This is a genomic window from Vibrio porteresiae DSM 19223, assembly GCF_024347055.1.
Lineage (GTDB): Bacteria > Pseudomonadota > Gammaproteobacteria > Enterobacterales > Vibrionaceae > Vibrio > Vibrio porteresiae.
The window spans coordinates 477,672-504,671 of the sequence record NZ_AP024895.1; the positions used below are offsets into that span (position 1 = coordinate 477,672).

The following is a 27,000-nucleotide window of genomic DNA, read 5'->3' on the forward strand; positions in this document are numbered from 1 at the left end:
CGCTATGAAGAAATCACGCTATACCGAAACACAAATCGTGAAGATTTTGAAAGAAGTAGAAGGTGGTCGTCTTATCAAGGAAGTTTGCCGTGAATACGGCATATCAGAGGCAACCTACTACAACTGGAAGTCTAAATACGGGGGTATGGAAGCCTCTGACGTCAAACGTTTAAAAGAGCTAGAAGATGAAAACCGTCGCCTTAAATCGATGTTTGCAGAACTGAGCCTAGAGCACCGTATTCTCAAAGATATCATCGAAAAAAAGCTGTGAAGCCAGCGATTAGACGTGAATTTGTTGACTATGCACGGCGAGTGCACAAAGTCAGTTTACGTCTTGCTTGTCGCGCAGTTGGCATCAGCGACTCAGTTTATCGATATCAGCCTAAATTGAACGATGACCAAGAGGTTATTAGTGAGCTACAAAAGGCCGCTGAGCGCTATCCAGCCTATGGCTTCAGTATGTTACTTAAGATCCTTCGTCGGTGGGGTCATACATGGAATCATAAGCGAATATATCGGATTTACTGCGAGCTAAAACTGAATAAACGCCGTAAAGGGAAAAAGCGTCTACCAAGCCGTAACCCTGAGCCGCTGAGTGTACCGCTGTCAGAGAATCAATGCTGGTCTATCGACTTTATGAGCGATAGCTTGCAATGCGGACGTCGGTTCCGAACCTTCAATATTGTGGATGATTTTAATCGAGAAGCGTTAGCCATCGAAGTCGATCTCAGCCTACCAGCTCAGCGAGTGATTCGAGTACTTGAGCGGGTCATTGCATGGCGAGGATACCCAGAGAAACTCCGAATGGATAACGGCCCTGAATTTATCTCTACAACATTGGCAACGTGGGCAGAAGAGCACGATGTTCAGTTGGAATTTATCCAGCCAGGGAAACCGACTCAGAACTCGTACGTTGAACGATTTAATCGCACATACCGCACTGAAATCTTAGATATGTACGTCTTCAAAACACTAACGGAAGTTCGAGAGTTAACAGAGGACTGGCTCAGAGAATACAACGAAGAACGACCTCATGGTGCACTGGATGATTTGACACCATGGGAATATTTAATGAAGCATGAAAAGGCTGAAAACTCTAATTATGGGTGTAACTAATTAGGGGAGGTTTACAATTTTTATCAGGCCAACAAATATAAACTGGGGTAAGTCTATAGAGCATAAGTCATAGTGCGATAAGCCTGCCCATTCTAAAAGAGGAAAACTAGATGGCTAGTGAACCGGTAGGTATTGATACCACCATAGTTAACAATATTGAGCACGTGAACACGTGGCTTGAGAAAAACTCGGATCTGCTGATTCAATATAGCATTAACTTTATGTGGGCGTTGGTTATCCTGATCGTAGGTAACTTCATCGTTAAGTTGATTTCCGGCAGCATTTCTAAGGTGTTGAAAAAGCGCCGGATGGATAAAGCGGTCATCGATTTTATTAATGCCATTGTACGTTATTTACTATTTATCGTGGTGTTGATGGCAGCGTTGGGTAAATTGGGGATTCAAACTGCATCGGTTGTTGCTGTTATCGGTGCTGCAGGTTTGGCGGTTGCTTTAGCCTTACAAGGCTCACTGTCTAACTTTGCCGCAGGCGTTCTGATAGTCGCATTCCGACCATTTAAGTCAGGTGATTATGTGGAAGTGGGTGGCGTTGCCGGCTCTGTGGATTCTATTCAAATCTTCCAAACGGTACTTAAATCACCAGACAATAAAATGATTGTTGTACCAAACTCTTCGATTATTGGCGGTCCAATCACTAACTATTCTCGTCATAAAACCCGTCGTGTGGACTTAGTTATTGGTGTCTCTTACAAAGCAGATTTGAGAAAAACCAAACAAGTCTTGCGTGACGTATTAGATAAAGATGAACGAGTTCTGAAAGATCCTGAACCAACCATTGGTGTGTTAGCGCTTGCCGATTCTTCAGTGAACTTTGTCGTTCGCCCATGGGTTAAAACGGAAGACTATTGGCCTGTTTACTGGGATCTCATGCTCAACATCAAAGAAGCATTAGATGAAAATGGTATCGAAATTCCATTCCCACAAATGGATGTTCATTTGAACAAGCTCGAATCGTAAGAATTTGAGTTTGGGGAAGTTGACAACGGAGGCGATGAGCCTCCGTTTTGCTATCTGTATTAATAAGCTAACAACCCAAGCAACACATGTTTAAAAGTGGTTTAAGTAGAGCTGTTTAGTTAGAGAAAATGCCAAGATAAACATCATCGCAGAGATCAGCATATCAATCAGTTGTTGTGCTTTAGGTTTAGATAACACGTGGCTTAGTTTGGCCGCGCCCATAGAGATGGTAAAAAACCATACGAAAGAGGCAGAAATAGTACCTACTGCAAAAGCCAAACGATCTGAACCATGAAATTGCCCGCCTAACGAGCCTAAAATCACGACGGTATCCAGATAGAGGTGAGGGTTAAAGACCGTCACTGCGCATGCCCCAAGAATGACCGCAATGCGATTGCCTTTCGTGATCGCACTTGCATCATCGTTATTGGCATACTCAAAACGCAGCGCACGTTTTAACGATTGAAAACCATAAACAGATAAAAAGGCGATGCCCGCGATAGTAATTCCAATTAACACATTTTCATGTTGCGACAAAATCGCGCCTGCGCCAAAAATGCCGAGCGACATAAAAAATAGGTCAAGGAAACTACACACTGTTGCGGTTGTCAGATGATGGTTACGTTTAATACCTTGATTCAACACATAGGCATTTTGTGCACCGATAGGGATGATCATTGTCGCCCCTAGACTAAACCCCTGTAATGCTACCCAGTAATTCACAATAACCTCGTACAACAACATTGGAAAGGAAAGTGTGGGGAAGATATAGAGATTTAATTAATAAGTATAATTAATCATTTTAATATATTATAAGTTAACTTAATCAAGGAGGATGTTATGCGTGGCTTAGATTACAAATGGATTGAAGCATTAGATGCGGTGTTGTCTCAGGGCAGCTTTGAACGAGCGGCAGAAGAACTCTACATTTCACAATCAGCGGTGTCTCAGCGGATTAAGCAGCTTGAGAAATTTCTCGCTCAACCTGTATTGGTCCGTAGTTCTCCGCCACAAGCAACACCAATCGGAAAAAAGTTACTCGGATTATACCGACGTATTAGCTTGCTTGAACAAGAGGTGATACCTGAGTTGACCAATCAACCGCATTTACGTCCGGTATCTTTAACGATTGCAACCAATGCAGACAGTTTAGCAACTTGGGTTTTACCTGCTTTGAATCACATCATGACAACGGAAGCCGTCGCACTGCATTTTTCTATTTTGGATGAGTCGCGCTCCATTCAAAAAATGAAAAGCGGTGAAGCAGTAGGCGCTATCAGTGTTGAATCACAACCTCTAGTGGGTTGTAGCGCTGAATACCTAGGTAAGATGGAGTATCTTTGCGTTGCTAGCCCGCATTTTATTGAGCGCCATTTTGCCGATGGCGTGCATCGTGAGTCGCTACTGCGTGCACCTATGGTCTCTTTTGACTCTCAGGATGATCAGCACAAACGCTTTCTATACCAACATTTCGGTGTTTCCCAGGAGCTCAATATCAATCATAAAGTGGGAAGTTCGGAAGCGTTTGTGACGATGGCTAAGTCGGGAATGGCTTACTGCATGATTCCTAAGTTGCAAATTGAGCGTGAACTGGATGTCGGAGAGTTAATTGATATTACCCCAGGACTTTCTTTGACCAATAGTATCTACTGGCATCACTGGCAATTAGAAACCGGCTTATTAAAAGACATTTCTCAAGCTATTGTGTCAGGCGCTCATGCTCGCTTAGAACAGTAAATAAAATCTGCAGTAACCTAATACAACACAAGCTAAATTGGATGAAGAGATAGGAGAATAGGGTATGCACAAATGTCGACGTTCTTTGGTAATGATATGTCTCGGACTGGGTATGAGTTTTTCTTCGATGGCTCAGGATGTCACGTTTCCTCATGTTGTGACGACAGGCAATGCCATTCTGTCTGTCGCTCCTGACAGTGCAGTATTAACGAGTCAGATACGAGTCACTCAAGCAACCGCCGATGCAGTGAAACTGCAAGTGGATAAGGCTGTCGGCCGTTATACAAAAGATCTCTTGAATCAGAAGATTGATAAGCAGTTTATTACCAGTTCAAATCTTTCGATTTCTCCTCAATATCACTATGGCGATAAAGGGGAGAAAACCTTGATAGGATATGTTGGCTCACGTCAAGTCGAAGTGACGATTACTGACTTAACGCAACTCAACCATCATATTGATTTGGCATTAGCTGATGGAATGAATCAAATATCAGGAATTCAGATGGGGTTAAGGAATCGCAAATCCTATGAGGAGCAAGTGCTTAAAGCTGCTATGAACGATGCACAGCGTAAGGCTCAATTATTGGCGACTGGGTTTAATAGCCAACTAGGCTCTATTTGGCAGGTTGAGTATCATGCTAATCAAAATATCCCTCGTTTTGAGCGTGTTTCTTTGCTGCAAACTAAAGCGTCTGATGTTACAAATTCCTATCAAAACAGTCAGATAGAACTAGAAGCGAATGTGGATGTGATTTATCGCATGTCTTCTGAGTAAATTGATACTTTGGGATTAATTTTTGTTTTAACGATAGTTTTTTAAACAGTGACTTAAGGTAACTGATACAATTATAATTCTTATCAATAAGCATAATGGCGTTGAGAATCGGTGAGAATTAATCGTTGGATAATTTTTTTAGGGTGCTGCTGCCTCGCGATAATCGTGGCAGGGGCATTCTATTATTCGCATCGATACCAGTTGTTGCTCAAAAACAACTTAACGACCATTGCGAATACGGCTGATACTCAGCTTGACTACAACCAACAACATTATGATCGAGCAAAAAAACAAACCCGGTCAATAGTGACTCTCATGAGTCATGATCCAACGGTCTATGATTATGTGTTTGATCCTAATGCGGAGAATGAAGAACACCTGAGGTCGGCTTTCTCTGCGATTATGACCAGTTTGGAGTGGTATCATCAGATTCGCTTTATTGACTCAGATGGCAATGAAAAGATCAAGGTTGAGTCTCCCTCAGATGATATGCAGGTAAGTCGACACTCCGCTAAGTTAGCTAATATCCGTGATAGTTCACTTTTTGAATTCCTGAAGTCGATCCCAGATCAAACGGTAAAAGCGTGGGGAATTCAGTGGAGTGAGCCACTCTCTTTATCCTCTCAGCCGCGAGAAGCCATTTACTATGTCGCTATCCCTGTGACGTTACTCGGCCAGCGTCATGGCTACATTGTTCTAGATGTGAGTCTATCCACCCTGTACCAAATGCTTATTCTGCCGCAGAAAGGTTTTCATCTAGAGATGCTCAATCAAGATGGTCAGTATATTGCAGGCGTGAAGCCGAGCCAGATCAATTTGCAGCAACAAAATTGGTCTTCGGAGCGTTTCAATACCCTCTATCCCAAAAGTTGGGAAGTGATGCAGCATGCGAGTAAAGGTGTGTTAACGGAGAATAATCACCTCATTATTTACCGGCATGCGAGGATCTCAAGTAGTGCATCCCTCACTATGTTGATCAATTTGTCTCCACAGCAGCTACAGCATGAGATTCAGCGTGATGTGGATGATTTAAAAAATGAAGCCTATTTCGTGCTTTTGATCATGCTGTTATTCGCTTTGCCTTCTGCAACGCTCGGACTGCATTATCACCAACGTAATATTGAAAGTAAGTTAGCAAATGCCGCACTGCATGGTATGTCTGCGGTGGTGATTTCCGATACGCAATATCGGATTAAGTTGGTCAATAAAACCTTCGAAAAAACAATTCATGTGAAAGGGGCCGAAGTCGAAGGATTAAACACTCTCGATTTTTTGCTTTCTGAATACGATGAAGAGTTCAAACTTCAGGTAAAACGGATTGTTCAAGAGCATGCGCTGTGGCGTGGAGAGATTAATTACGTCGCTCCAAACGGTGAGCTGATGGTGGTGCTAATGCGCATTCAAGCGGTTTTGGAGCGTGGGCGGGTTAGCTATTACATTATTAGCTTAGTCGATATATCGGAACGTAAAGCTCTTGAAAATCGCTTGAGAGAAATGAGCGAAATGGACGATATGACTAAGTTATGGAACCGACGTAAGTTCGAAATGGAGATGAAGATACAATCTGCATTTGTTCGAGAACATGTCGGTTATACAGCGGTGTTGGTGTTGCTTGATATCGATTATTTCAAGTCCGTTAACGATCAGCATGGTCATGATGAAGGTGATAGGGTCATCATTCATATTGCCAGCAGCTTAAAAAGCCTCGTGCGCAATACCGATTTTGTGGCGCGTATCGGTGGAGAAGAGTTTGCCATTATTATGCCCAATACTGTGGTAGAAGATGCAATCAAAGTGATGGATAGAATCCGTCAGGATATCGCTCAAGATGAACTGGCTAAAGTTACGATAAGTACCGGTATTACGGATATGACCGAAGATAGAACGCAGACTTACAAATGGGCAGATGTCGCCTTATACAGCGCTAAATCCGAGGGCCGCAACCGAATTAGTACGTGTTTGAGTAGTGAAGAAATTGCATAAAAAGTCCCTATTCTTTTTGATAGTTTGATTGATAAAACCGTCTTGAGTTGGGATGAATTTTGAGTAAACTGTGTTTTTTTTAAACAGTTTGGCTCCAGTGGTACAGGGAACTGCAAAGTTAAAAGTATTGTTTGATATAAAATCTACGGAATTCAAACACTCTGGGCAGTATGAGGCAGAGCATGTTGTTAAATCATTTTCTCGTTAGACTAACGATCGGTTGTCTGTTGGTATTAGGAATTAAATTGAGCGCACTCTATTTTCTTCCAATGGTGTTACTCCTAAATACGCACCACAGAGAATTTTTTGGCTGGTAAGTTTTCTACCAAGTAGAACTTAACGCTATTAGTTTAGCAAAGATAAAAAAATCGGGGCCTAGGCCCCGATTTTTCTTTTCACTTCTATTAAAGAACGTGAACTGACGCAGTGTTTGTTGTACCTGATGCAACAAGAGCACCAGAAACCATAACTGCGATGTCACCTTTCTTACCTAGACCTGATGCAAGAGCCACTTCTTTACCTAGACGGTAGAAGTCATCAGTGCTAGCAATTTCATCAACAACAACAGGTGTTACACCTTTAGATAGCACAAGTTGTGCCGCTGTTTTCTTGTTAGTTGTGATAGCAAGAATGTTTGCTGTTGGGAAGTATTTACGAACTGAACGAGCAGATTTACCTGCTTCAGTTGCAACTACAATAAGTGGAGCAGCCAGTTTTTCAGCTGTGTCTACCGCACCTTTACATACTGCTTCAGTGATACGTAGGCGTGGGCTGTCTAGACGAGAGCTTAGCTCTGCTTGTAGAGAAGAATCAGTACGTTCTGCAATACGAGCCATGATGGTTACTGCTTCTACAGGGTATTTACCTTTCGCAGTTTCACCAGAAAGCATTACCGCATCAGTACCATCCATCACTGCGTTAGCAACGTCGCCTGCTTCAGCACGAGTAGGACGTGGGTTTTTGATCATTGAATCAAGCATTTGAGTTGCTGTAATAACCACTTTACGAGCGCGGTTACATTTTTCAATCATCATTTTTTGCGCGAAGATTACTTCTTCAGCTGGGATTTCAACACCAAGGTCACCACGAGCAACCATGATACCGTCAGATGCTTCTAGAATTTCGTCGAAGTTATCTACGCCTTCTTGGTTTTCGATTTTAGAGATGATTTGGATGTTTTGACCGCCGTGAGAAGCAAGCACTTCACGGATTTCACGAACGTCTGATGCTTTACGAATGAAAGAAGCAGCAACAAAGTCAACGCCTTGTTCGCAACCAAATTTCAGGTCGTTTTTGTCTTTTTCTGCAAGTGCTGGAAGGTTTACAGATACGCCAGGAAGGTTAACACCTTTGTTTTCGCCTAGTGCACCGTTGTTCAGAACTTTACATTTTACTTCTGTCTCTGTTGTAGACAGTACTTTCATTTCGATTAGACCGTCGTCAACAAGGATAGTGTTACCTTCAGCTAGGTCTTTTGCGAAACCTGAGTAAGTTACTGCTACACGAGTTTTGTTACCAATAACAGTTACGTCAGTGGTAAATGTGAATTCTTGGCCAGCTTCTAGATCAACGTCTTCACCATTTTCTAGTTTGATGGTGCGGATCTCAGGACCTTTAGTATCCAATAGGATTGCTAGAGGTTTACCAGTGTTTTTCATAACTTCGCGGAAGTTTTTGATGCGAGTACCATGCTCAACGTAGTCACCGTGAGAGAAGTTTAAACGCATTACGTTCATACCTGCATTAACTAGCTCGGTAAGTTTCTCTACTGACTCAGTTTTTGGGCCAATCGTACATACGATTTTGGTCTTTTTCATGGAAGTGTCTCTCCGGTAAATAGTATCAATTTGAAAGTTGTTTCACAGGTCAAAGAGGGCTCGTGGTGGCAATTTGTACTTTCTGTATCGCCTGTCTGCAAAAAATCGAGCTAAGGTCTCTTTGGTTGAAAGTCTTACAACAGATTTGATCAGTTTATAACTACATCTGTTGCCTAAAATTTCAGAATTATCGGGATTTCCCTAGGGTACAACGGGAAAGTTACAAAAATATCACGCCTAGTTCTGTAATTTTTTTTCTTTAGGGCTGGAATTCTACCACTTTATTTTTTCAATAGCACTGTCCAAGAATTGTCTTAGGACAAGGTTTTAGCGTGAAATATTAATTTTTTGGAGCAAAATAAATGGACAGTAATGTTTCGAAGTGATTATAATTGCTTTCGATTCGTAACCTGCTATAAAGTTAAAAATGTCGAAACGAAATACTCAACTTAGAAGACACGCTATTGCGACTCTCGTTAATGAGATGGGCGAGGTAAGTGTTGAATCCCTTGCTTCTCAATTTGAAACTTCAGAAGTCACTATTAGAAAAGATTTGGCTTCCTTAGAAGAAAATGGACTATTACTGCGTCGCTATGGTGGTGCTATAGCATTACCGAAAGAAGTCGTAAGCGAAGAGTTAAGTCCAAAAGTTTCGGTTCGAAAGGTTTCTATCGCTAAAGCGGCTGCTAAGTTAATTAGAGATCATAACAGAATTGTGATCGACAGCGGCAGAACGACCGGTGCGTTGATTGAACAACTCAATGAAAAACGTGGTTTAGTTGTGATGACCAACTCACTTCAAGTGGCCAATGCCCTTAGTGAGTTAGAGAACGAACCAACATTATTGATGACAGGCGGTACTTGGGATACGCGTTCTGAGTCTTTCCAAGGCAATGTGGCGGAATCGGTGTTGCGTTCTTACGATTTTGACCAACTCTTTATTGGCTGTGATGGTGTTGATTTGGAACGAGGTACAACCACCTTTAATGAGTTGATCGGTTTAAGCAAAGTGATGGCAGAAGTCTCACGTGAAGTCATCGTGATGGTTGAGTCTGACAAGTTTGGTCGCAAGATCCCTAACTTAGAGTTGCCTTGGAACATAGTTGATGTGTTGGTAACAGATGCAGGTTTACCAGACGAATTCGTTAAGAAAATTGAATCACATCAAGTGCGAGTTATTCGCGCTTAATCAAGTAAATATTAGGACTTAAAAAGTTGTGGTAAGTCCTCAACGTCAAATTTTAGGAGCTTATTGGTATGTGTGGAATTGTTGGTGCAGTAGCACAGCGTGATGTAGCAGAAATTCTTGTTGAAGGTCTACGTCGTTTGGAATACCGCGGTTACGACTCTGCTGGTGTTGCAGTGGTAGATGCAAACAAGAATATGACCCGTGTTCGCCGTTTAGGTAAAGTACAAGAGTTGGCCGATGCAGTTGCAGCGACTCATGTTCATGGTGGTACTGGTATCGCACATACCCGCTGGGCAACACATGGTGAGCCATCTGAAATCAACGCGCACCCACACGTATCTGGCGATATTGCTGTTGTACATAACGGTATTATTGAAAACTACGAAGTGTTGCGTGAAACGTTACGCGCTCGTGGTTATGAATTTGTTTCTCAAACCGATACTGAAGTTATTGCTCATCTAGTTGAGTGGGAACTTCGTACTTCAGCTTCTTTGCTTGAAGCCGTACAAAAAACAGCAAAACAACTTGAAGGTGCATACGGTACTGTTGTGGTTGACCGTAAAGATCCTGAACGCCTAGTTGTGGCTCGCTCTGGTAGCCCAATCGTTATCGGTTTAGGTGTGGGTGAAAACTTCCTCGCATCTGATCAGCTTGCTCTATTGAACGTAACTCGTCGCTTTATTTACCTTGAAGAAGGTGATGTGGCTGAAATTACTCGTCGTGAAGTGAAAATCTTTGCCGCTAACGGTGCGCCAGTAGAACGTGAAATTACCGAATCTAACGCTGAGCACGATGCGGGTGAAAAAGGTAAATACCGCCACTTCATGCAGAAAGAAATTTTTGAACAGCCAAAAGCGCTACTGAATACCATTGAAGGTCGTATCACGCACGATTCAGTGATCACCGATAGCATCGGTGTACACGCAACAGAAATTCTGAGCAAAGTTGAACACATTCAACTGATTGCTTGTGGTACTTCTTACAACTCTGCGATGGCTTCTCGTTACTGGTTTGAAGCAATTGCTGGCGTGAGCTGTGACGTAGAGATTGCCTCTGAGTTCCGCTACCGTAAATTTGTGACACGTCCAAATAGCTTGTTGATTACCTTGTCTCAATCTGGTGAAACGGCCGATACATTAGCAGCTCTTCGTCTTGCTAAAGAAAAAGGCTACATGGCGGCAATGACCATTTGTAACGTGGCAGGTTCTTCTCTTGTTCGCGAATCTGATATTGCCTTTATGACTCGCGCAGGGACTGAAATCGGTGTGGCTTCAACCAAAGCCTTTACTACTCAGCTTGCTGCATTGCTGATGCTGGTTGCGGCGATTGGTAAACAGAAAGGTACAGTAAACAAAGAAACTGAGAAAGAGATTGTCACTGCGCTGCATGCTCTGCCTCAACAAATTGAAGCAGCACTTGCAAGTGAACGTGAAATCGAAGATTTGGCAAAAGACTTTGCTGATAAGAGCCACACGCTATTCCTTGGTCGTGGTGAGTACTTCCCAATTGCCTTGGAAGCAGCGCTGAAACTGAAAGAGATCTCTTATATCCATGCAGAAGCCTACGCTGCAGGTGAGTTGAAACATGGCCCATTGGCACTTATTGATGCCGACATGCCAGTGGTGGTGATTGCACCGAACAATGACCTGTTGGAAAAACTCAAATCCAACATTGAAGAAGTGCGTGCCCGTGGTGGGTTGTTGTATGTCTTCGCTGATGAAAACGCAGGGTTCGTTAGCGATGCCAGCATGAAAGTGATCACCATGCCGCATGTGAGTGAAATCACTGCACCGATTTTCTACACCGTACCAATGCAATTGCTGGCTTACCACGTTGCATTGATTAAAGGCACTGACGTTGACCAACCTCGTAACCTAGCGAAAGCGGTAACAGTAGAATAAGTCATAGATCAGCAGTCTTAGTTAAAAAAATGGCGAACATAAAAAGTTCGCCATTTTTGCATTTTGCTTAAAAAACAAACATATGAGAAGGATAAGTGTGATCATTATCTCCTTTCATATATGTGTCTCTTTTCACTTTTTGGGTTTAGCAGGATATTAGCGCCACACGCAGATGTGGTGGAATTGGTAGACACGCTAGCTTCAGGTGCTAGTGGCCTCACGGTCGTGGGAGTTCAAGTCTCCCCATCTGCACCAGTTCTAAAAAAGGCCCGTTATTTATAACGGGTCTTTTTGTTTTTTTTGTTTTTAAACAATATGTTATGCGAGAGTGGTAATGCTTTGTTTTTCTAACTTCAGTTTATTTTTGAAGTCAGAGACGAAGCGAATAAAGGCGTGTTCTGCTTGTGACAGGGAATCCTCATCTAGCCAACATAAATGAAAGTGACAGTATTCTTTCGGCACTAACGACATAGCATGCAGATTTGGCGTTTGTTCTACAACTTCACGTAATAGAGTTGATACTCCTAATCCATCTAAGGTGGCTTGTACAATCATTGGGATGTAATTGCTTTCAATGATCACATTGGGGCGAAAGCCTGCTTGTTCGCAGCGCTTATCGATGATGTTACGTTGCAAAAAAGAATCGTCCATTAAGATCAGTGGTAAGTATTCTAACTCGTTGTCTTTTATTGACTCTTTTTGTGCTAGGGGATGATCATGCGCACAACTGACGACCATCTCTTGGCGTTCTAAAGACAAGCGTGGCCACTTTTTATGGATGCGTCTTTCATCAATGATGGCGAGATTAAGTTGCCCTTCTTCGAAATGGCTGCGAATGGTGCTCGCGCTGTTTTGAATCACTGAGATCCTAATTCCCGGATAGGTTTGATGAAACAGTTTTAGAATGTGCGGAAATTCAGTATACCCATACATCTGTGGTAAGCCGATTCTAAGGTGACCAGAGCGAAGTTTTTGTCGATCCGCAATCTCTTGTTCTACTCGTTCAATTTCGCTGAAAATTCGTTTTGAACGCTTGAGGAGTAAATGTCCCTCTTCTGTCAGTTTCAGTGGCTGATTGCGCACCCGAGTAAACAGTAATACCCCTAACTCTTCTTCTAATTTTTTTATCGCCACACTCAAACTGGGCTGAGCTACATGCAGTTCGGTCGCTGCACGGGTGACATTCTGTAGGCGGGCAATGGCTTCAAAATAACGTAATACTCTGATTTCCATATTGAGACACTATCATGGGAATAAAAAAACAGTATTTCCTCTCACGGATTAGAGTCAATACAATTTTCGTTATTAAAACGATATCAATCAGTATTCCCCCTGCAGAAGTTGTTAGCGTATTGAAATTTCTCTAAACGATGAGGTCGTTCCTTGTCGGCTTTCTGCCTTTATCTAAGAATGAGCGACTATGTTAACCGATGAATTTCTTCAAAATTTGGATCAAGCAGACTTACGTGAGTCTTATGAGGGAATTCGATATGCTTCATTTGATTTCGGTGGTGGGTTTACGCAAGGTTACCTTCTGTTTGAACCAAAGAAAGTCCTGCCCAAGTTCTCGTTTCATCAGTCAATCAGTTTGTTCATTTTGGATGGACATGCAGAGCTGACAATTGAACAAAATAGTCATTTACTGCGTGCAGCAGATCTCTACATTATTCCAGCAGATAAGCCTTTTTCATTGGAAAATGTCTCTGGGAAATATCGCTTAAAAATATTGTTAACCTCGGAACAACCGATAGATTTTGGTATTCGTTGGATACACTAAAAATTGAGGGAAATTGGCTCCCTTCGATGAAAGAAGGGAGCGGGTTTGTTATTTGTAAGGTGGTGACACTTTTACAAATTTGACGTTCTTTGAATGGCTGAGTTTCCAAGGTGAGGCATCGCCGTTAAGGAATGTGACCTCTTCAAACACGCTATCTTTGAGATGGTCGATACGGGTTTTTTGCTCTTGGAAAAACGTCACTTGTTTAAATACTAAGTGATCGTGCCATGTTTCTGGGTAGGTGACTTCGCTGTCTTTGCCGTCATAGCCATCAATGAGTATCGAAGGTTTACTGCTAGGTTCTCGGTTATCCACTGTCACGTCATCGATATCTATGTGGTTAAAGTAGGCAGCTTGTGCGGCATTTTCAAAGACGTTATCGCCTGCTTTATAAGCTAACGTAAACACAAATGGGCTACCTAAACCGCCACGGTTTTCTACATCAACACCACTTGGCAACGCCGTGTGTGTATTGTGTGAACCAATATCGGCTAAGACGTTTTCTCTAAAGGTAATGCGTCTTACACCGCCACCAGTGGAGAGTGTGCTTTTTAAACGTAAGCCATTATCGGTCATAAAGGAGACGTTGTTTTCTGCGACAATATCTTGAATCCAAGCACCAGTATGACTGCCTGCGACCAATACGCCATGACCTTCGCGTGTGTAGTTGTTAAATACCCAGCCACGCTCGGTGGAGTGCACACCTTCGGTGCCGGCTTGATAATCTTTCCCTTGCCCAGCGGCGAAGTTAATGCAGTCATCACCGCTATCGATAAAGTTAGCGAATACAGCAAAGTCGCTACTGTTACCAAATTCAACGCCATCGGCATTATTAATGTCGAACGTTTCGGTGCGAGTGTAAGCCATGGTGGTGTTTTCACTATCCAGAAACATGATGCCGTGATAGGCAGGGTTAAGTAAGGTTAGTCCTGCAAAATAGAGTTGATTGACTCCGCGGAAGGTAGCAAGAGCCGAGCGGCGATTAGCGTAGATATCTTTATTAAACTGACCTTGATATTCAATGTTGTTGGTATCGCCATCCCAGTTAGGATGATATTCACGATAGGCCGCAATCATCTGATCTTTGGCCAAAATTCCCAAGCTATACACCAAATCTCGACCACCCGGAGGGTGATAGGCGAGATTCTGTCCTGCTTCATCTAGTGTGGTACCTTGCTGTTGCCAGCCACTGCCATCTAAGGTGCCTTGACCCACAATCCTTATATTTTCAAAGGTCCCCATACGGTGGTCGTAACCTTGTTGGCTGTGGTTTTCGCCATTGCGATGGTCTGCTGCTAGCGTGTTAAGTAGTGAAGGCGGGCGGCGAGAGTCGGTTGCATTGGTTCTAAAACTGTAGAGTTGGTAGCCCTGTTGCAAAGGGTAATCTTTAGCGTAAGGAGAACCTTTTAACGTCGCTCCTTTAGCTATTTCAAGCGTCATATTGCTATGCAAAAACAGGGCGCCAGTGACATAAGTGGCTCCTGAATCGCTGGGGGCAATCAATACTCGACAGCCGTAGGCATTGGTTGATTGACTTGAGCATTGATCAATCGCGGTTTGAATGGCTTTGGTGTTAAGGGTTTTACCATCACCTTTCGCACCGAGTTGAGCAACATCGACTGTATGCGCATAAGCGGGGGTGGTGATGCTTAGTGGGGCACTTAACGCCGATTCTTGTCCATCTTCATAAACTGCAGCAATTTGAAATTGATATTGGGTTGTTGGTTTGAGCCCTGTCACCATGAAATTTTGGTAACGAATCGAGTAGTTAAAGTGTGTTTTATCCCGTTCATAAAAGGCATTGAAATAGGGCGCTGCTGGGTTGTGCTGGGCATTATTGGCGCTCGCTAATCCAAGCGATTGACCGTTCTGATAAAGACGGTAGTCAACTATATGTTGCCGTTTCGAAGGTTGCTGCCAGACCAAAACCACACTCTCTTCATCTTGTGCTAATGCCGGTGAGGAAAGTGTTAAATCGTTTAGCGTAATAGGTGTTGCTGCCTGGCTTGAGGCCGCAATAAGCGCACATGCGATAGCACTGAAAATCGGTAATCGTCTCATGGTATCCCTATAAAATAAAACGTCGTTTCAAAATGGTATTAATGGAATGTTTTACCATGAGGTGGCGCTATGACCTATGAGAGAGATCGCAATTTGTCATCGGCAGTCGACAAAGTTGTCACATAAGTTTTTGCGCTGTTTTTCAGTTCGACACTAGTGTCGACACTGGGTGTCGAAGTCACTGATTTTACGTTAATTTTCTGTTTTAAAACGGATTGTTTTATTAACATCTTACCTCTAATAATATGATTTTATTGGCTTTATTAAATCATATTCCAGGTTGGCATACATGTTGCTCTAAAGGACTTATTTAATTAACAGGGTATGCTATGAAGAGCTTTGTGATTGCAGATCCGAAAAAATGTATCGGTTGTGGTACCTGCATGGCAGCGTGCTCCGACGTACATAAGAAGGAAGGTCTGCAGAGTCATCCCCGGTTGACAGTTGTCAAACATCAGGATGCGACGGTTCCTGTTATGTGTCGTCACTGTGAAGATGCACCATGCGCTACGGTGTGTCCTGTACAGGCGATTACGAAGGAAGATGATCGTGTACTGATTAATGAAACCTTATGTGTTGGCTGTACCTTGTGTGCTGTTGCCTGCCCATTTGGCGCCATTGCTTTTGATGGTAGTCGTCCGGTCGCCATGGCCAACAGTTACGATACTTATATTCCATCCACTCCTCGCTCAAGTAATCCTTGCACTTCCTCTCCTCAGACTTTTGGTCATGACATTCTTGCCTGGGAACCTGGCGTTAAAAGCATCGCAGTGAAGTGTGATTTATGTGGATTTCGTGAAAAGGGCCCAGCTTGTGCTGAGGTGTGTCCTACCGATGCGATTGTCATGGTGACCGACAATGAAGTGGTTGACTCTCGTTCGCTAAAACGCGAGATGGCTGCGGAAATGTCCCAAGCCACGAAGATGGAGAGATAGCAATGACGAATACACTTGAGTTATTGGCGATATCCATTGGCTGTTATGTCATCGCCAGTTTAGTGGCTTTACTCGGTAGCGGTGAACGTGAATCGTGCATCGTAAAAGTATCTGGTGTGTTGGGCTTTATTGGCGGTGTGCTTGGTTTGCTCAGCTCTGCACAAGCGCTATTGGGTGGTGCTGCGCTGACAGCAACTCTTTACAGTCCGTTTGAGTTTGCCCAACTGACTATCAATATGGACGCACTTGGTGCGTTTATGGTGTTGGTGATTTCCCTCATCATGGTTGCCGCTTCCATTTATTCATGGCATTACATGAATGAGTATTTGGGTAAAGGGGCGTGGGGCATCAGCTTCTTCCTCCATCTTTTTGTTGCTTCTATGGTGGCATTAGTGGTGGTTGATAACGCGTTTTACTTCATCGTGTTCTTTGAAATGATGTCGTTAGCCTCTTACTTCCTCGTGCTGGTGGAACAAACTGAGAAAAGCGTAAAAGCCGGGCTGCAATACTTCTTTATTGCTCATGCTGGTTCTGTGCTGATCATGATTGCGTTCTTTATGTTGTACCGCGCATCTGGCTCACTCAACTTTGCCGACTTTACCAATTTGAATCTGCCTGTGTGGGAATCTTCCGTCATCTTCCTATTAGCGTTCTTTGGCTTTGGTGCCAAAGCCGGGATGATTACTCTGCACGGCTGGTTACCACAAGCTCACCCTGCAGCACCTTCACACGCATCGGCTCTGATGTCTGGCGTAATGGTCAAAATCGGTGTGTTCGGCATTATCAAAGTGGGTGTGGTGTTCCTTGGTGGAACTCAAGCGTGGTGGGGATATGTTGTACTTGCCTTTGGCGCAGTCTCTTCCGTATTGGGCGTTATGTACGCCTTGGCAGAACACGACATCAAACGCCTACTGGCTTACCACACTGTGGAAAACGTCGGCATTATCTTAATGGGTGTTGGTGTGGCGTTAATTGGTATGGCAACAGGTCATCCCGTTTTTGCTGCGTTAGGCCTACTAGGTGCTTTATACCACTTGCTTAACCACGCAGTGTTTAAAGGTTTGCTGTTCTTAGGTGCTGGCTCTGTGATTTATCGCATGCACACCAAAGACATGGAAAAAATGGGTGGTCTTGGCAAATTAATGCCTTACACCGCAACGGCCTTTTTAATTGGGACCATGGCGATTTCTGCACTGCCACCACTGAATGGTTTTGTCAGTGAATGGTTTATCTATCAATCGCTGTTTGACCTAAGCCGTCAATCTGTTTTGAGTATGTCGATTGCGGGACCTATCGCAGTGGTGATGCTGGCGATTACCGGTGCGTTGGCGTGTATGTGTTTCGTTAAAGTTTACGGTATCTGCTTTAGTGGTGCGCCTCGCACGCAAAAAGCGAGTGAAGCGCGTGAAGTGGGCTGGCCTATGGTGCTTGGCTGCGCTTTCTTAGCCGTAATGTGTATCGTGTTGGGTGTCGGTTCTCCTTGGATCTCTCCTTTGATCTCAGACATTGCCACCACCACGTTAGCGGCTGCGCCAATTGTTGTTCATCAAGGCATGTCACTTCATCCTGTTTCTACTACTCAAGCCATCTTGTCGACACCGGTTATCACCATTGGTTTGTTGGTGCTGCTGGTTGTTCCTGCGCTGATGTTGGCCTTCTTCAAAGGTCGTCGTTTGAGTAATCGTCGTCAAGGTGATCCTTGGGCCTGTGGTTACGCTTACGAAAGCCGCATGACCGTCTCTGCGGGTGGTTTCACTCAACCGCTGCGTCATATGTTTGCTCCGGTGTATCGCATTCGCGTGATCTTAGACCCAAGTGGTTGGATGCAGCGCTCGCTGCAAGCCGTGACAACTTCTGCTGCGGCGATTGAGCCAAGTTTTGATCGCTACTTAGTGCAACCGGCTTGCCGCGCTGCCATGTCAGTCAGTGGTTGGGTAACGCGCATGCAAGGCGGGGATTTCCGAATCTACTGCTTGTACATCGTTGTGGCGTTACTGGCACTGCTTTTCCTTCCCGTTGATTTAGGAGCGAAATAATGGCTGAACTTCATATGCCCGGATTGAGCTGGATTGTATTGGCCGTAGTACAAGCGTTATTGATGCTGCTACTGGCACCACTCGCTACCGGATTCTCGCGCATGATTCGCGCCAGAATGCACTCACGTCGTGGCCCTGGTTTGCTGCAGGATTATCGCGATATTGCCAAATTGCTGCGTCGCCAATCTGTGGCGCCAGCCAATGCGGGTCCTATCTTTTGGATCATGCCGTGGGTGCTGATTGTCACCATGTTATTGGTGGGCATGGCGCTGCCTACGCTCACTCAAACCTCACCATTTCCGATTTCAGGTGATGTGATTACCGATATCTATTTATTGGCGATCTTCCGCTTCTTCTTCTCTCTGGCTGGCTTAGATTCCAACAGCATGTTCAGTGGGGTGGGGAGTGCGCGTGAGTTAACGCTTGGTGTGTTGGTGGAACCGATTTTCGTGCTGTCGATTTTTATCATGGCCATGATTGTTGGCTCAACCGACCTAGGCTACATCAGCCAAGGGATGTTGGGTGAAATCTTCCAACAACCGGTCACCGTTGTGCTTGCGGGCGTTGCCTGTGCGTTTGCCATGTTTGTTGAAATGGGCAAATTGCCATTCGATGCGGCAGAAGCAGAACAAGAACTTCAAGAAGGTCCGGTAACGGAATATTCCGGTTCAGGCTTGGCGATGGTCAAGTTAGGTTTGGGATTGAAACAGCTTGTTGTGGTTCAGCTTTTCCTTGCCATTTTCATCCCATGGGGCAAAGCGACAACCCTAGCGTTCCCTGATTTGTTACTTGCTGCAGTGCTGCTGCTGTGCAAATTGATCGTTGTGTTCTTCCTCGCTGGTTTGGTTGAAAACGCAATGGCTCGGGTACGTTTCTTAAATACGAGTCGACTAACTTGGTCTGCATTCTCTTTTGCAGGTCTGTCGTTAGCCTTCTACGTCATCGGATTGTGAGGTTTTATTTACAATGGAGATGATCGGTTTATTTACGATTTTGGTGCCGTTCTTAGGTGCCATCCTGACCTTATTAGTACCTAAGACTTCGGCTAAGTGGGTCTGCCAGATCTTTGCTGCACTGGCGACGCTCGGCACTTGGGCTTTGGCTTATCACTTCTTTTTGCAAGGTGGTGAAGCACAGTCGGTTGAGATTGTGCAATTTGGTCACTTATTGATCTTCGGTCTAACCGTCGACAAAGTCAGCACCTTGATTGCTGCCGCCGTTGTGGGATTAGGGTTGATTGTTGCGATTTACTCATTAGGTTACATGAGCACCGGTAACAAAGAGCATCCTCATGAAGGGGACCCTCGTTACTACTCATTCCTACTGGTGTTCATCGGTGCAATGGCAGGCTTAGTGCTCTCTTCTACCTTGGTGGGGCAACTGCTGTTTTTTGAAATCACCGGTGCCTGCTCTTGGTCATTGATTGGTTACTACCAAACCCCGATTGCGTTTCGTTCTGCGTTGAAAGCGTTGATCGTGACTCACATTGCGTCACTGGGTCTGTTTATCGCTGCGGCGACCTTGTTTATCCAGACCGGTACGTTTGAACTCACTGCGATTGCGACTCTAACGCCTAGTGCAAAAATGATTGTGCTGTTTGGCATTTTGTTCGCCGCTTGGGGTAAATCAGCGCAACTGCCAATGCACATGTGGCTGCCTGATGCGATGAATGCTCCAACCCCAGTCAGTGCCTATTTGCACGCGGCTTCCATGGTCAAAGTGGGCGTATACATTTTTGCTCGTGGCATTTTGTCAGCCGGTGATGTGCCTATCGAAGTGGGTGTTGTGGGTGTGATTGGTGCCATGATCACTATGATCTACGGCTTTGTAATGTACTTGCCTCAAAAAGACATGAAACGTCTATTGGCTTACTCAACCATTACTCAACTGGCGTATATCTTCCTTGCTCTTTCCATGGCCGCTATGGGCTCTTCTTTAGCAATGAAAGCGGGTGTGAGTTACATCTTCAACCACGCCTTTGCTAAGAGCTTGTTCTTCTTTGTCGCAGGTTCACTGAGCTTTGCCTGTGGTACTCGTATGTTGCCACAACTGCGCGGGATCATTACCAAGTCACCATTGCTCGGCGTGGGCTTCTGTGTCGCTGCCATGGCGATTGCGGGTGTGCCTCCGTTCAACGGTTTCTTCAGTAAATTCCCATTGCTTGAAGCTGGTTTCCAACTCTCTGCTGAGCACAGCTGGTTAACGCCAGTCTTGGTGTTGGCACTGATTGAATCTGTTGCGACCTTTGGTTGGCTGCTCTACTGGTTTGGTAAATCCGTGATTGGTAAACCATCTGAAGTGGTAGAAAACATTTCTCCTCTGCCTGCTTCAATGAAATCCATGTTGGTCGTGCTGATTGCCATGTCCGTTCTGTCCAGCTTCATTGCCTCAGCATGGCTCAATTAAGGAGGTCAGACTATGAGTGATTTAATGATGAATAACCTAGCCAGTTTATTGGTGGTGACCTCCTTTTTGGTGGTGATTGCCCGTAAAGCGCGTAACGCGGCGTGGTTATACGCAATTCAGTCGTTGGTGTTGGTTGGGCTATTTGCTGCGATTGCACACCGCTATGACGCTCATGAGCTTTATAGCTGGTCGGTAACTGCCTTCATTTCTAAAGTGATTTTGGTACCAGGCATTTTGTTTATTCAATTGGGCAAAATGCAAGACACCAAGGCAGAGCAACCATTGATTCGTCCAATCTGGATCGCTTTGATTGTGGGTGTCATCAGCATTGCTTCTCTATATGCAATTGAGCCAGTTCAACTGCCGATGATTGCTGAGCTAAAACCGATTTTGGCGGTCTCTTTGGCGCACTTCTTTATCGGTCTGCTGTGCATCGTCAGTCAACGCAACATCCTCAAACAGATTTTTGGTTACTGCTTGATGGAAAACGGTTCGTCGTTGACGTTGGCTTTGGTGGCTCACAATGCGCCGCATTTGGTTGAAATCGGCATTACCGTTGACGCTATTTTTGCTGTGATTGTCATGGTGATTTTGGCGCGTCTAATTTTCGCCAAACTGCGCACATTAGACGTCAAACAACTCACTGTATTAAAAGGGTAATAGCATGATGTCTCTAAGTTCTATTTTTCCCTATCTGCTTGGCATTCCACTGTTTGCTGCATTGGTGAGCTTGGCAGGTGCTTGTTTAAAAGGGGAGTTTCATAAGCTCTCCTCACTAATTCACACCGTCAGCGTGTGCGCTACGTTCATCATTACTTGGATGCTGGCGCTGCAAGTGTTTGAGCACGGCGCGCTGGAAACGCAAGGTCACTGGTTACTGCTCGATAGTTTATCTGCCTTGTTTATGGGCGTGTTGGGGCTGGTGGCATTGATCACTGGTTTGCACTCGTTGGGTTATATCGGCAGTGAATTTAAAGAAGGGGAACTCACCAGTAGTCAGGTGTCACTGTACTACGGTTTGTTCAACCTATTCCTTGCAACCATGTTGATTGCTTTGACGGCGAACAACATCATCATGATGTGGGTAGCGATTGAAGCGACCACCGTCAGTTCGGTGTTCTTGGTCGGGATTTACTACCAACGTTCTTCACTTGAAGCGGCTTGGAAATACATCATGCTGTGTAGCGTCGGTGTGGCGTTTGGTCTGTTCGGTACCGTCATCACTTACTCCAATGCTGTTGCGGTATTTAGCGATCCTTCGCAAGCGATTTTCTGGACAGCGATTCGTGATAATGCGGCGCAATTCGACCCTCGTCTGATTCAAATCGGCTTCATCTTCATCATCATCGGTTTTGGTACCAAAGTGGGTCTGTTCCCAATGCACACTTGGCTACCTGACGCTCACTCCGAAGCGCCAAGCCCTGTTTCTGGTCTGCTTTCTGCTGGCCTATTGAACTGTGCATTAATGGTGATTTTGCGTCACTTAGTGGTGGCTCAAGAGGTTTTGGGTCATGGGTATACTCAAGCTCTGATGCTCGGTTTTGGCCTGCTTTCTGTCGCCGTCGCCGCCTTCTTTATCTTGGTGCAAAAAGACATCAAACGTTTGTTGGCTTATTCCAGTGTGGAAAACATGGGCCTTATTACCTTCGCGATTGGCTTAGGTCCTTTGGGCGTGTTTGCCGCGATGTTGCATGTGATTAACCACAGCTTAGGTAAAACCTTGATGTTCTGCGGCGCTGGTAACGTGATGCTCAAATACGGCACTCGTGACATGGGCATTATCAAAGGCGTGGTGCGTGTTGCGCCTTGGACTGGCGTGCTGTTTGGCGCTGGTGCATTAGCACTCGCTGGTGTTCCCCCATTTAACCTATTTGTCAGTGAATTCTTGATTGTCTGCTCTGCTCTTTATGCGCAGCACCCCGTGCTCATCATCATCTTGTTACTGCTATTGACTCTGGTTCTTGCAGGGCTGGCTCGTTTGGTGGCGGCTTGTGTGTTGGGCAAAGCACCTGAAGGTGTCGACAAAGGCGAAGTGAACATCATGACCGTGGTGCCACTGGTCGCAATGATGGTGTTGATGGTGATCATGGGCACTCACATTCCAAGTGCGATATTACATGGTGTCGACCAAGCGACTTTGGTCATCACTAACCAAGACTTCAGCACCGTACTACAACAACTGCATTTGCCATGGCAATCCGTTACCGATTTGTCGAGCACCGCAGATCTAGTTACACCAATGACTCACTAATGAGAGAGAATGTCGAATGGATATGAAAACGAAAGATTACTCACAACGTCAGCTCGGAAAACAGTACGTTGATGGGGTACGTCATCTATTCCCAGCCGCCATTCTTGAAGAAGAGTGGCAAGCAGAAAACCAAGTAACCATTACGGTCAAAATGACCTCATTGGTCGAAGTGATGAAATGGCTTTACTACGATCAAGGTGGTTGGCTATCGGTTAGCTTTGGTAACGACGAACGCAGTATCAACGGTCACTTTGCCGTGTATCACGCCCTTTCTATGGAAGGTGATGTAAAAAGCTGGGTGGTGGTAAAAGTGCTGGTGGACACAAGCAATGAAGAGTTCATCTCTATCACTCCGCACATTCCAGCGGCAGTGTGGGGCGAACGTGAAATTCGCGATATGTTTGGTCTACGCCCAGTAGGCCTGCCAGACGAACGCCGTTTGGTGCTCCCCGATGACTGGCCAGAAAATCTGCATCCACTGCGCAAAGATGCGATGGACTATCGCCAACGTCCAGAACCAACGACGGATACCGAGAATTACCCGTTCTTAAATGAAATCGGTGACGACTCAAACCGTATCGTGCCGGTTGGCCCTCTGCACATTACTTCTGATGAACCTGGTCACTTTCGTCTGTTCGTAGATGGGGAAGATATCGTCGATGCAGACTACCGCATGTTCTATGTTCACCGCGGTATGGAAAAACTGGCCGAAACTCGTATGGGTTACCACGAGATCGGTTTCTTAGCCGACCGTGTATGTGGTATTTGCGGATTTACTCACAGTGTGGGTTACAACAACTCAGTGGAAACTGCGCTGCAAATCGATGTGCCTGAACGTGCCCAAATGATTCGTACCGTATTGCTGGAAGTGGAACGTCTGCACAGTCACCTACTTAATATCGGTTTATCTAGCCACTTTGTGGGTTTCGATACTGGCTTTATGCAGTTCTTCCGTGTACGTGAAAAAACCATGGAATTGGCTGAAATTCTCACTGGGGCACGTAAAACATACGGTATGAACCTAATTGGTGGTGTGCGCCGCGATATTCTCAAAGAGCAACGCCAAAAAGGCATTGCTTTAGTTCGTGAAGCGCGAAAAACCTTTAGTGAGTTAGTCGATATGCTTCTTGCTACACCAAACATCGATAGCCGTTTGTGTGGCGTGGGTGTATTAGCGAAAGACATCGCTCGCGATTTTAGCCCAGTAGGCCCAATGATTCGTGGTAGTGGCTTTGCTCGTGATGCTCGTGTTGTGCATGGTGCTCATCTCGAAGCTTACTCACAAGTGCCTATCGAACTGCAACACCTTGATACTGGTGACGTACAAGCGCGTGTGTTGGTACGTATTCGTGAAGTATTCAATTCATTAAATATCATTGAATTTGGCTTAGATCACTTGCCAGCGGGTGCGATTTTGACCGAAGGCTTTACTTACGTACCACACAAATTTGCGTTGGGTTATACCGAAGCGCCTCGTGGTGAAAACGTCCACTGGAGTATGACGGGGGATAACCAAAAAGTGTTCCGCTGGCGTTGCCGTGCGGCGACTTATGCAAACTGGCCAACACTGCGCTACATGCTGCGTGGTAACACAGTGGCAGATGCACCGTTGATCATTGGTAGTTTGGACCCTTGTTACTCTTGTACTGACCGCGTCACCATCGTCGACACCAAGAAAAAACGCAGTCAAACCATTCCATATAAAGCGATTGAGCAATACAGCGTGAACCGTAAAAACTCACCGCTCAAAGCGTGGTAGGGAACATCATGATCAAGTTACTTAAAACCATCTTAAAAGCAGGGGATGTCACTGAAAAATATCCCTTTGCACCGTTCGAAGTGGCTCCGGATTTTCGTGGTAAACCTGAGCTCAATGCTAGCCAGTGTATCTCTTGTGGCGCGTGTACACGCGCCTGTCCTGCTAACGCATTGATCATGGAAACCGATGCAGCCAAAGGTACTCGTCGTTGGGAGCTTTCCCTGGCTCGCTGTATTTACTGCGGCCGTTGTGAAGAAGTGTGTCCAACCCACGCCATTGAGCTGACACCACAGTTTGAATTGGCGGTGACGAACAAAGCCGATTTGTATGAAAGTGCGGAGTTCAAGCTGGCGAAATGCACCTGTTGTGGTCGTCCATTTGTGGCGAAAAAACTGCTCAATTACGTGATCGATACCTTGGAACAATCTGGGTTAACGGGTGAGCATTTGGTTATGCGTCGTGTGCAGTTAGAAACCTGCCCAGAGTGTCGTCGTAAGGCCAATATGTTGGATGGCGAAAATATTGCGCATCAACGCTTTATTGCCACTCCTGCAGAAATCGCACAGCGTCAAGAGAAGGAAGAAGCATGAAAGGCATAAAACAGTTATCAGGCATCAACCATACTCAGACAGTGCCCGTTCCGCTTTCTCCTGAACATGAAAAACTCAAACAGGTGTTGATTAAACAGATTAAACGCTCTGCTTATGTTTATCGTGTTGACTGCGGCGGTTGCAACGGCTGTGAAATCGAAATTTTTGCCGCAACGACACCCGTTTACGATACTGAACGCTTTGGTATCAAAGTAGTAGCGTCACCTCGTCATGCCGACATCTTATTATTTACTGGTGCAGTTACTCGTGCGATGCGTGCGCCTGCACTGCGCGCTTATGAAGCCGCGCCTGACCCGAAAATCGTAGTCTCTTACGGCGCATGTGGCTGTGATGGCGGTATCTTCCACGACCTTTACTGTGTGTGGGGCGGAACCGACAAAATCGTCCCTGTTGACGTTTATATCCCTGGTTGTCCTCCAACACCGGCAGCAACCTTATATGGTTTTGCGGTTGCCTTGGGTCTGCTTGAGCAAAAAATGCATAGCAAAGAGCACCAAGCTGACAAAGAACCGGCCACGCTGCGTCATACCGGTATTCCTTTAGATATTCGCGTGATGATCGAGCGTGAAGCGCGAGTGTTGGCTGGCTATCGCGCCGGTAAACGTATCTCCAATGAACTGATGGATGTGCTCGAAGCGAGTGATGCCAACACGGTTGATCAAAACGTGAAAGCGTATCTTGATGAACATGCCGATCCCCGTTTAACGGAGATCGTGAACACCTTGATGCGCGGTGTGATGATGCAATTAACCGGTGGTGAACCTCAAGGAGCGTGTCATGGATGTCGCTGAGTCTCGCCATTTAAAAGGAGATGTCTATTTTTATCGTCTGACGCGCAAGTTTGTCGATGAGAAAGATGACATCCCTCAAGCTGCCAAACAGGTGATGTATTACACCTTAGCTATCGGTCACCACTTGGGGATTGTCGATTGCTTAAGTGCTGCGATGACCTGCACTGGCGCTCAATATTTGGAATGGATTTCAGCGTTAGACCCTGAAAGCGAAGCGTATCGCAAAATGAAAGGGTTTCTGATGTTCGGGGAAATTACCGTGTTCCCCGAACACATCAATATGTTGGCACTGGCGTTTGATCGTATCGATAAAGAACAACAAAGCGCGAAAAGTCGTGAACTCACTAGCGGTTTTATTGAGGTGTTAACGGCAATCTATCACGAGCCAAATATGTATTTGATGATTCGAGGTGGACAATGAGCCAACAAATCTTATTGACCGTCGGTAACTATATGATGGGTGACGATGCCGCTGGCCCCTTGCTGGCTAAGCTGTGTCGTGAAAATCCACTCGATATGTGGGAGGTGTTGGATGGCGGTACGATGCCAGAAGACACTTTGCATCTGATTCGTCGGGCGCAGCCACAACGAGTCGTGGTCGTCGATGCCGCCGATTTTGGTGAGCAAGTTGGCGAAATTCGCGTGATTGAACAAGAAACCAGTGCCGATATGTTTTTGGTTTCTACCCATAGCCTTCCTCTCAATTTTTTACTCAATGAACTCAAAACCTTTGTTCCTGAAGTGACCTTTATTGGCATTCAACCGGAGCAGGTCGGATTTTCTTACCCTATGACTCCAGCGGTAAGAAAAGCTGTCGAACACCTCTACCAGTGCTTACCTAACTGGGAAGGTGACGGCGGTTTTGCTCATTGCTAACT

At 45.2% G+C, this 27,000-nt stretch carries 23 protein-coding genes and 1 tRNA gene; 20 read left to right on the plus strand and 4 right to left on the minus strand.

Annotation, left to right across the window (positions count from 1 at the left end; all coding sequences use genetic code 11):
- The first annotated feature begins 4 nt into the window (after nt 1-4).
- Nucleotides 5-1,116 (plus strand): IS3 family transposase gene (locus tag OCV11_RS02260; protein ID WP_373332800.1). Its coding sequence is split into 2 segments (ribosomal slippage): nt 5-266 and nt 266-1,116, totalling 1,113 coding nucleotides; the frame shifts between segments, so codons are not numbered across the junction.
- A gap of 110 nt (nt 1,117-1,226) precedes the next feature.
- The gene (gene mscS, locus OCV11_RS02265; RefSeq protein ID WP_261894739.1) at nt 1,227-2,093 is read left to right on the plus strand and encodes a small-conductance mechanosensitive channel MscS; all 867 of its coding nucleotides are present in this window, start codon (nt 1,227-1,229) and stop codon (nt 2,091-2,093) included.
- A gap of 90 nt (nt 2,094-2,183) precedes the next feature.
- On the opposite strand, the gene OCV11_RS02270 is transcribed toward mscS, so the two are convergent.
- On the minus strand, nt 2,184-2,816 hold the full coding sequence (locus tag OCV11_RS02270; protein WP_261894741.1) for a LysE/ArgO family amino acid transporter: 633 nt from the start codon (nt 2,814-2,816) through the stop codon (nt 2,184-2,186).
- A 117-nt stretch (nt 2,817-2,933) separates the two neighbouring features.
- Here OCV11_RS02270 and OCV11_RS02275 point away from each other — a divergent pair, with 117 nt between their 5' ends.
- From OCV11_RS02275 to OCV11_RS02285, 3 genes are all read left to right on the plus strand, one after another.
- Nucleotides 2,934-3,830: a LysR family transcriptional regulator ArgP gene (locus OCV11_RS02275; RefSeq protein ID WP_261894742.1), complete on the plus strand. Its 897-nt coding sequence runs from the start codon at nt 2,934-2,936 to the stop codon at nt 3,828-3,830.
- A 112-nt stretch (nt 3,831-3,942) separates the two neighbouring features.
- Complete coding sequence (locus OCV11_RS02280) at nt 3,943-4,605, plus strand: SIMPL domain-containing protein (protein ID WP_261894744.1); 663 nt, start codon at nt 3,943-3,945, stop codon at nt 4,603-4,605.
- Nucleotides 4,606-4,770: 165 nt separating this feature from the next.
- A complete protein-coding gene (locus OCV11_RS02285) occupies nt 4,771-6,588 on the plus strand; it encodes a GGDEF domain-containing protein (protein WP_444546118.1) in 1,818 nt (605 codons plus the stop codon).
- A gap of 404 nt (nt 6,589-6,992) precedes the next feature.
- On the opposite strand, the gene pykF is transcribed toward OCV11_RS02285, so the two are convergent.
- Entirely contained in the window at nt 6,993-8,405 is a 1,413-nt protein-coding gene (pykF, locus tag OCV11_RS02290; protein WP_261894746.1) for a pyruvate kinase PykF, read from the minus strand.
- 427 nt (nt 8,406-8,832) lie between these two features.
- Between pykF and OCV11_RS02295 the strand changes: the two genes are divergently transcribed.
- The 3 genes from OCV11_RS02295 to OCV11_RS02305 all read left to right on the plus strand — a co-directional run bounded on the left by OCV11_RS02295 (nt 8,833) and on the right by OCV11_RS02305 (nt 11,750).
- Nucleotides 8,833-9,594: a DeoR/GlpR family DNA-binding transcription regulator gene (locus OCV11_RS02295; RefSeq protein WP_261894748.1), complete on the plus strand. Its 762-nt coding sequence runs from the start codon at nt 8,833-8,835 to the stop codon at nt 9,592-9,594.
- A 68-nt stretch (nt 9,595-9,662) separates the two neighbouring features.
- Nucleotides 9,663-11,495 (plus strand): glutamine--fructose-6-phosphate transaminase (isomerizing), encoded by a 1,833-nt coding sequence (gene glmS, locus OCV11_RS02300; RefSeq protein WP_261894749.1) that lies wholly within the window; start codon nt 9,663-9,665, stop codon nt 11,493-11,495.
- A gap of 168 nt (nt 11,496-11,663) precedes the next feature.
- Nucleotides 11,664-11,750: transfer RNA gene (locus OCV11_RS02305), tRNA-Leu, on the plus strand.
- Between the two features lie 63 nt (nt 11,751-11,813).
- On the opposite strand, the gene OCV11_RS02310 is transcribed toward OCV11_RS02305, so the two are convergent.
- Nucleotides 11,814-12,728, minus strand: a complete 915-nt coding sequence (locus tag OCV11_RS02310) for a LysR family transcriptional regulator (RefSeq protein ID WP_261894750.1) — start codon at nt 12,726-12,728, stop codon at nt 11,814-11,816.
- A 187-nt stretch (nt 12,729-12,915) separates the two neighbouring features.
- Between OCV11_RS02310 and OCV11_RS02315 the strand changes: the two genes are divergently transcribed.
- Complete coding sequence (locus tag OCV11_RS02315; RefSeq protein ID WP_261894751.1) at nt 12,916-13,272, plus strand: cupin domain-containing protein; 357 nt, start codon at nt 12,916-12,918, stop codon at nt 13,270-13,272.
- A gap of 48 nt (nt 13,273-13,320) precedes the next feature.
- Here the strand turns inward: OCV11_RS02315 and OCV11_RS02320 are convergent, their stop codons facing one another.
- A complete protein-coding gene (locus tag OCV11_RS02320) occupies nt 13,321-15,333 on the minus strand; it encodes a glycoside hydrolase family 28 protein (protein WP_261894752.1) in 2,013 nt (670 codons plus the stop codon).
- 329 nt (nt 15,334-15,662) lie between these two features.
- Between OCV11_RS02320 and OCV11_RS02325 the strand changes: the two genes are divergently transcribed.
- The 11 genes from OCV11_RS02325 to hycI are packed head-to-tail and all read left to right on the plus strand — an operon-like array spanning nt 15,663 to nt 26,998.
- Nucleotides 15,663-16,268, plus strand: coding sequence for a 4Fe-4S dicluster domain-containing protein (locus OCV11_RS02325; protein WP_068711989.1), 606 nt, complete (start codon nt 15,663-15,665; stop codon nt 16,266-16,268).
- A gap of 2 nt (nt 16,269-16,270) precedes the next feature.
- Nucleotides 16,271-18,304: a hydrogenase 4 subunit B gene (hyfB, locus tag OCV11_RS02330; protein WP_261894753.1), complete on the plus strand. Its 2,034-nt coding sequence runs from the start codon at nt 16,271-16,273 to the stop codon at nt 18,302-18,304.
- Nucleotides 18,304-19,257 (plus strand): respiratory chain complex I subunit 1 family protein, encoded by a 954-nt coding sequence (locus tag OCV11_RS02335; RefSeq protein WP_261894754.1) that lies wholly within the window; start codon nt 18,304-18,306, stop codon nt 19,255-19,257. The genes hyfB and OCV11_RS02335 overlap by 1 nt, the downstream gene beginning before the upstream one ends.
- A 13-nt stretch (nt 19,258-19,270) precedes the next feature.
- Nucleotides 19,271-20,710 (plus strand): hydrogenase 4 subunit D, encoded by a 1,440-nt coding sequence (locus OCV11_RS02340; RefSeq protein ID WP_261894755.1) that lies wholly within the window; start codon nt 19,271-19,273, stop codon nt 20,708-20,710.
- A 12-nt stretch (nt 20,711-20,722) separates the two neighbouring features.
- Nucleotides 20,723-21,370 carry a hydrogenase 4 membrane subunit gene (gene hyfE, locus OCV11_RS02345; protein ID WP_261894757.1) on the plus strand — a complete coding sequence of 216 codons (648 nt, stop codon included), beginning with the start codon at nt 20,723-20,725 and terminating at the stop codon, nt 21,368-21,370.
- A 4-nt stretch (nt 21,371-21,374) separates the two neighbouring features.
- Nucleotides 21,375-22,961, plus strand: coding sequence for a hydrogenase 4 subunit F (locus OCV11_RS02350; protein ID WP_261894758.1), 1,587 nt, complete (start codon nt 21,375-21,377; stop codon nt 22,959-22,961).
- Between the two features lie 16 nt (nt 22,962-22,977).
- A complete protein-coding gene (locus OCV11_RS02355; RefSeq protein WP_261894759.1) occupies nt 22,978-24,720 on the plus strand; it encodes a hydrogenase large subunit in 1,743 nt (580 codons plus the stop codon).
- An 8-nt stretch (nt 24,721-24,728) separates the two neighbouring features.
- The gene (locus OCV11_RS02360) at nt 24,729-25,310 is read left to right on the plus strand and encodes a formate hydrogenlyase complex iron-sulfur subunit (RefSeq protein WP_261894760.1); all 582 of its coding nucleotides are present in this window, start codon (nt 24,729-24,731) and stop codon (nt 25,308-25,310) included.
- Complete coding sequence (locus OCV11_RS02365; protein WP_261894762.1) at nt 25,307-26,122, plus strand: NADH-quinone oxidoreductase subunit B family protein; 816 nt, start codon at nt 25,307-25,309, stop codon at nt 26,120-26,122. The genes OCV11_RS02360 and OCV11_RS02365 overlap by 4 nt, the downstream gene beginning before the upstream one ends.
- Nucleotides 26,109-26,543: a formate hydrogenlyase maturation HycH family protein gene (locus OCV11_RS02370; RefSeq protein ID WP_261894763.1), complete on the plus strand. Its 435-nt coding sequence runs from the start codon at nt 26,109-26,111 to the stop codon at nt 26,541-26,543. The genes OCV11_RS02365 and OCV11_RS02370 overlap by 14 nt, the downstream gene beginning before the upstream one ends.
- On the plus strand, nt 26,540-26,998 hold the full coding sequence (hycI, locus tag OCV11_RS02375) for a hydrogenase maturation peptidase HycI (protein WP_261894764.1): 459 nt from the start codon (nt 26,540-26,542) through the stop codon (nt 26,996-26,998). Before OCV11_RS02370 ends, hycI begins: the two co-directional genes overlap by 4 nt.
- The last annotated feature ends 2 nt before the right edge of the window (nt 26,999-27,000 follow it).

Bases quoted from the DNA above. Each gene is read 5' to 3' on its own strand.
- mscS (WP_261894739.1), top strand. From the start codon at position 1,227: ATGGCTAGTGAACCGGTAGGTATTGATACCACCATAGTTAACAATATT.
- OCV11_RS02275 (WP_261894742.1), top strand. From the start codon at position 2,934: ATGCGTGGCTTAGATTACAAATGGATTGAAGCATTAGATGCGGTGTTG.
- OCV11_RS02280 (WP_261894744.1), top strand. From the start codon at position 3,943: ATGAGTTTTTCTTCGATGGCTCAGGATGTCACGTTTCCTCATGTTGTG.
- pykF (WP_261894746.1), bottom strand. From the start codon at position 8,405: ATGAAAAAGACCAAAATCGTATGTACGATTGGCCCAAAAACTGAGTCA.
- OCV11_RS02295 (WP_261894748.1), top strand. From the start codon at position 8,833: ATGTCGAAACGAAATACTCAACTTAGAAGACACGCTATTGCGACTCTC.
- glmS (WP_261894749.1), top strand. From the start codon at position 9,663: ATGTGTGGAATTGTTGGTGCAGTAGCACAGCGTGATGTAGCAGAAATT.
- OCV11_RS02310 (WP_261894750.1), bottom strand. From the start codon at position 12,728: ATGGAAATCAGAGTATTACGTTATTTTGAAGCCATTGCCCGCCTACAG.
- OCV11_RS02315 (WP_261894751.1), top strand. From the start codon at position 12,916: ATGTTAACCGATGAATTTCTTCAAAATTTGGATCAAGCAGACTTACGT.
- OCV11_RS02320 (WP_261894752.1), bottom strand. From the start codon at position 15,333: ATGAGACGATTACCGATTTTCAGTGCTATCGCATGTGCGCTTATTGCG.
- OCV11_RS02325 (WP_068711989.1), top strand. From the start codon at position 15,663: ATGAAGAGCTTTGTGATTGCAGATCCGAAAAAATGTATCGGTTGTGGT.
- hyfB (WP_261894753.1), top strand. From the start codon at position 16,271: ATGACGAATACACTTGAGTTATTGGCGATATCCATTGGCTGTTATGTC.
- OCV11_RS02335 (WP_261894754.1), top strand. From the start codon at position 18,304: ATGGCTGAACTTCATATGCCCGGATTGAGCTGGATTGTATTGGCCGTA.
- OCV11_RS02340 (WP_261894755.1), top strand. From the start codon at position 19,271: ATGGAGATGATCGGTTTATTTACGATTTTGGTGCCGTTCTTAGGTGCC.
- hyfE (WP_261894757.1), top strand. From the start codon at position 20,723: ATGAGTGATTTAATGATGAATAACCTAGCCAGTTTATTGGTGGTGACC.
- OCV11_RS02350 (WP_261894758.1), top strand. From the start codon at position 21,375: ATGATGTCTCTAAGTTCTATTTTTCCCTATCTGCTTGGCATTCCACTG.
- OCV11_RS02355 (WP_261894759.1), top strand. From the start codon at position 22,978: ATGGATATGAAAACGAAAGATTACTCACAACGTCAGCTCGGAAAACAG.
- OCV11_RS02360 (WP_261894760.1), top strand. From the start codon at position 24,729: ATGATCAAGTTACTTAAAACCATCTTAAAAGCAGGGGATGTCACTGAA.
- OCV11_RS02365 (WP_261894762.1), top strand. From the start codon at position 25,307: ATGAAAGGCATAAAACAGTTATCAGGCATCAACCATACTCAGACAGTG.
- OCV11_RS02370 (WP_261894763.1), top strand. From the start codon at position 26,109: ATGGATGTCGCTGAGTCTCGCCATTTAAAAGGAGATGTCTATTTTTAT.
- hycI (WP_261894764.1), top strand. From the start codon at position 26,540: ATGAGCCAACAAATCTTATTGACCGTCGGTAACTATATGATGGGTGAC.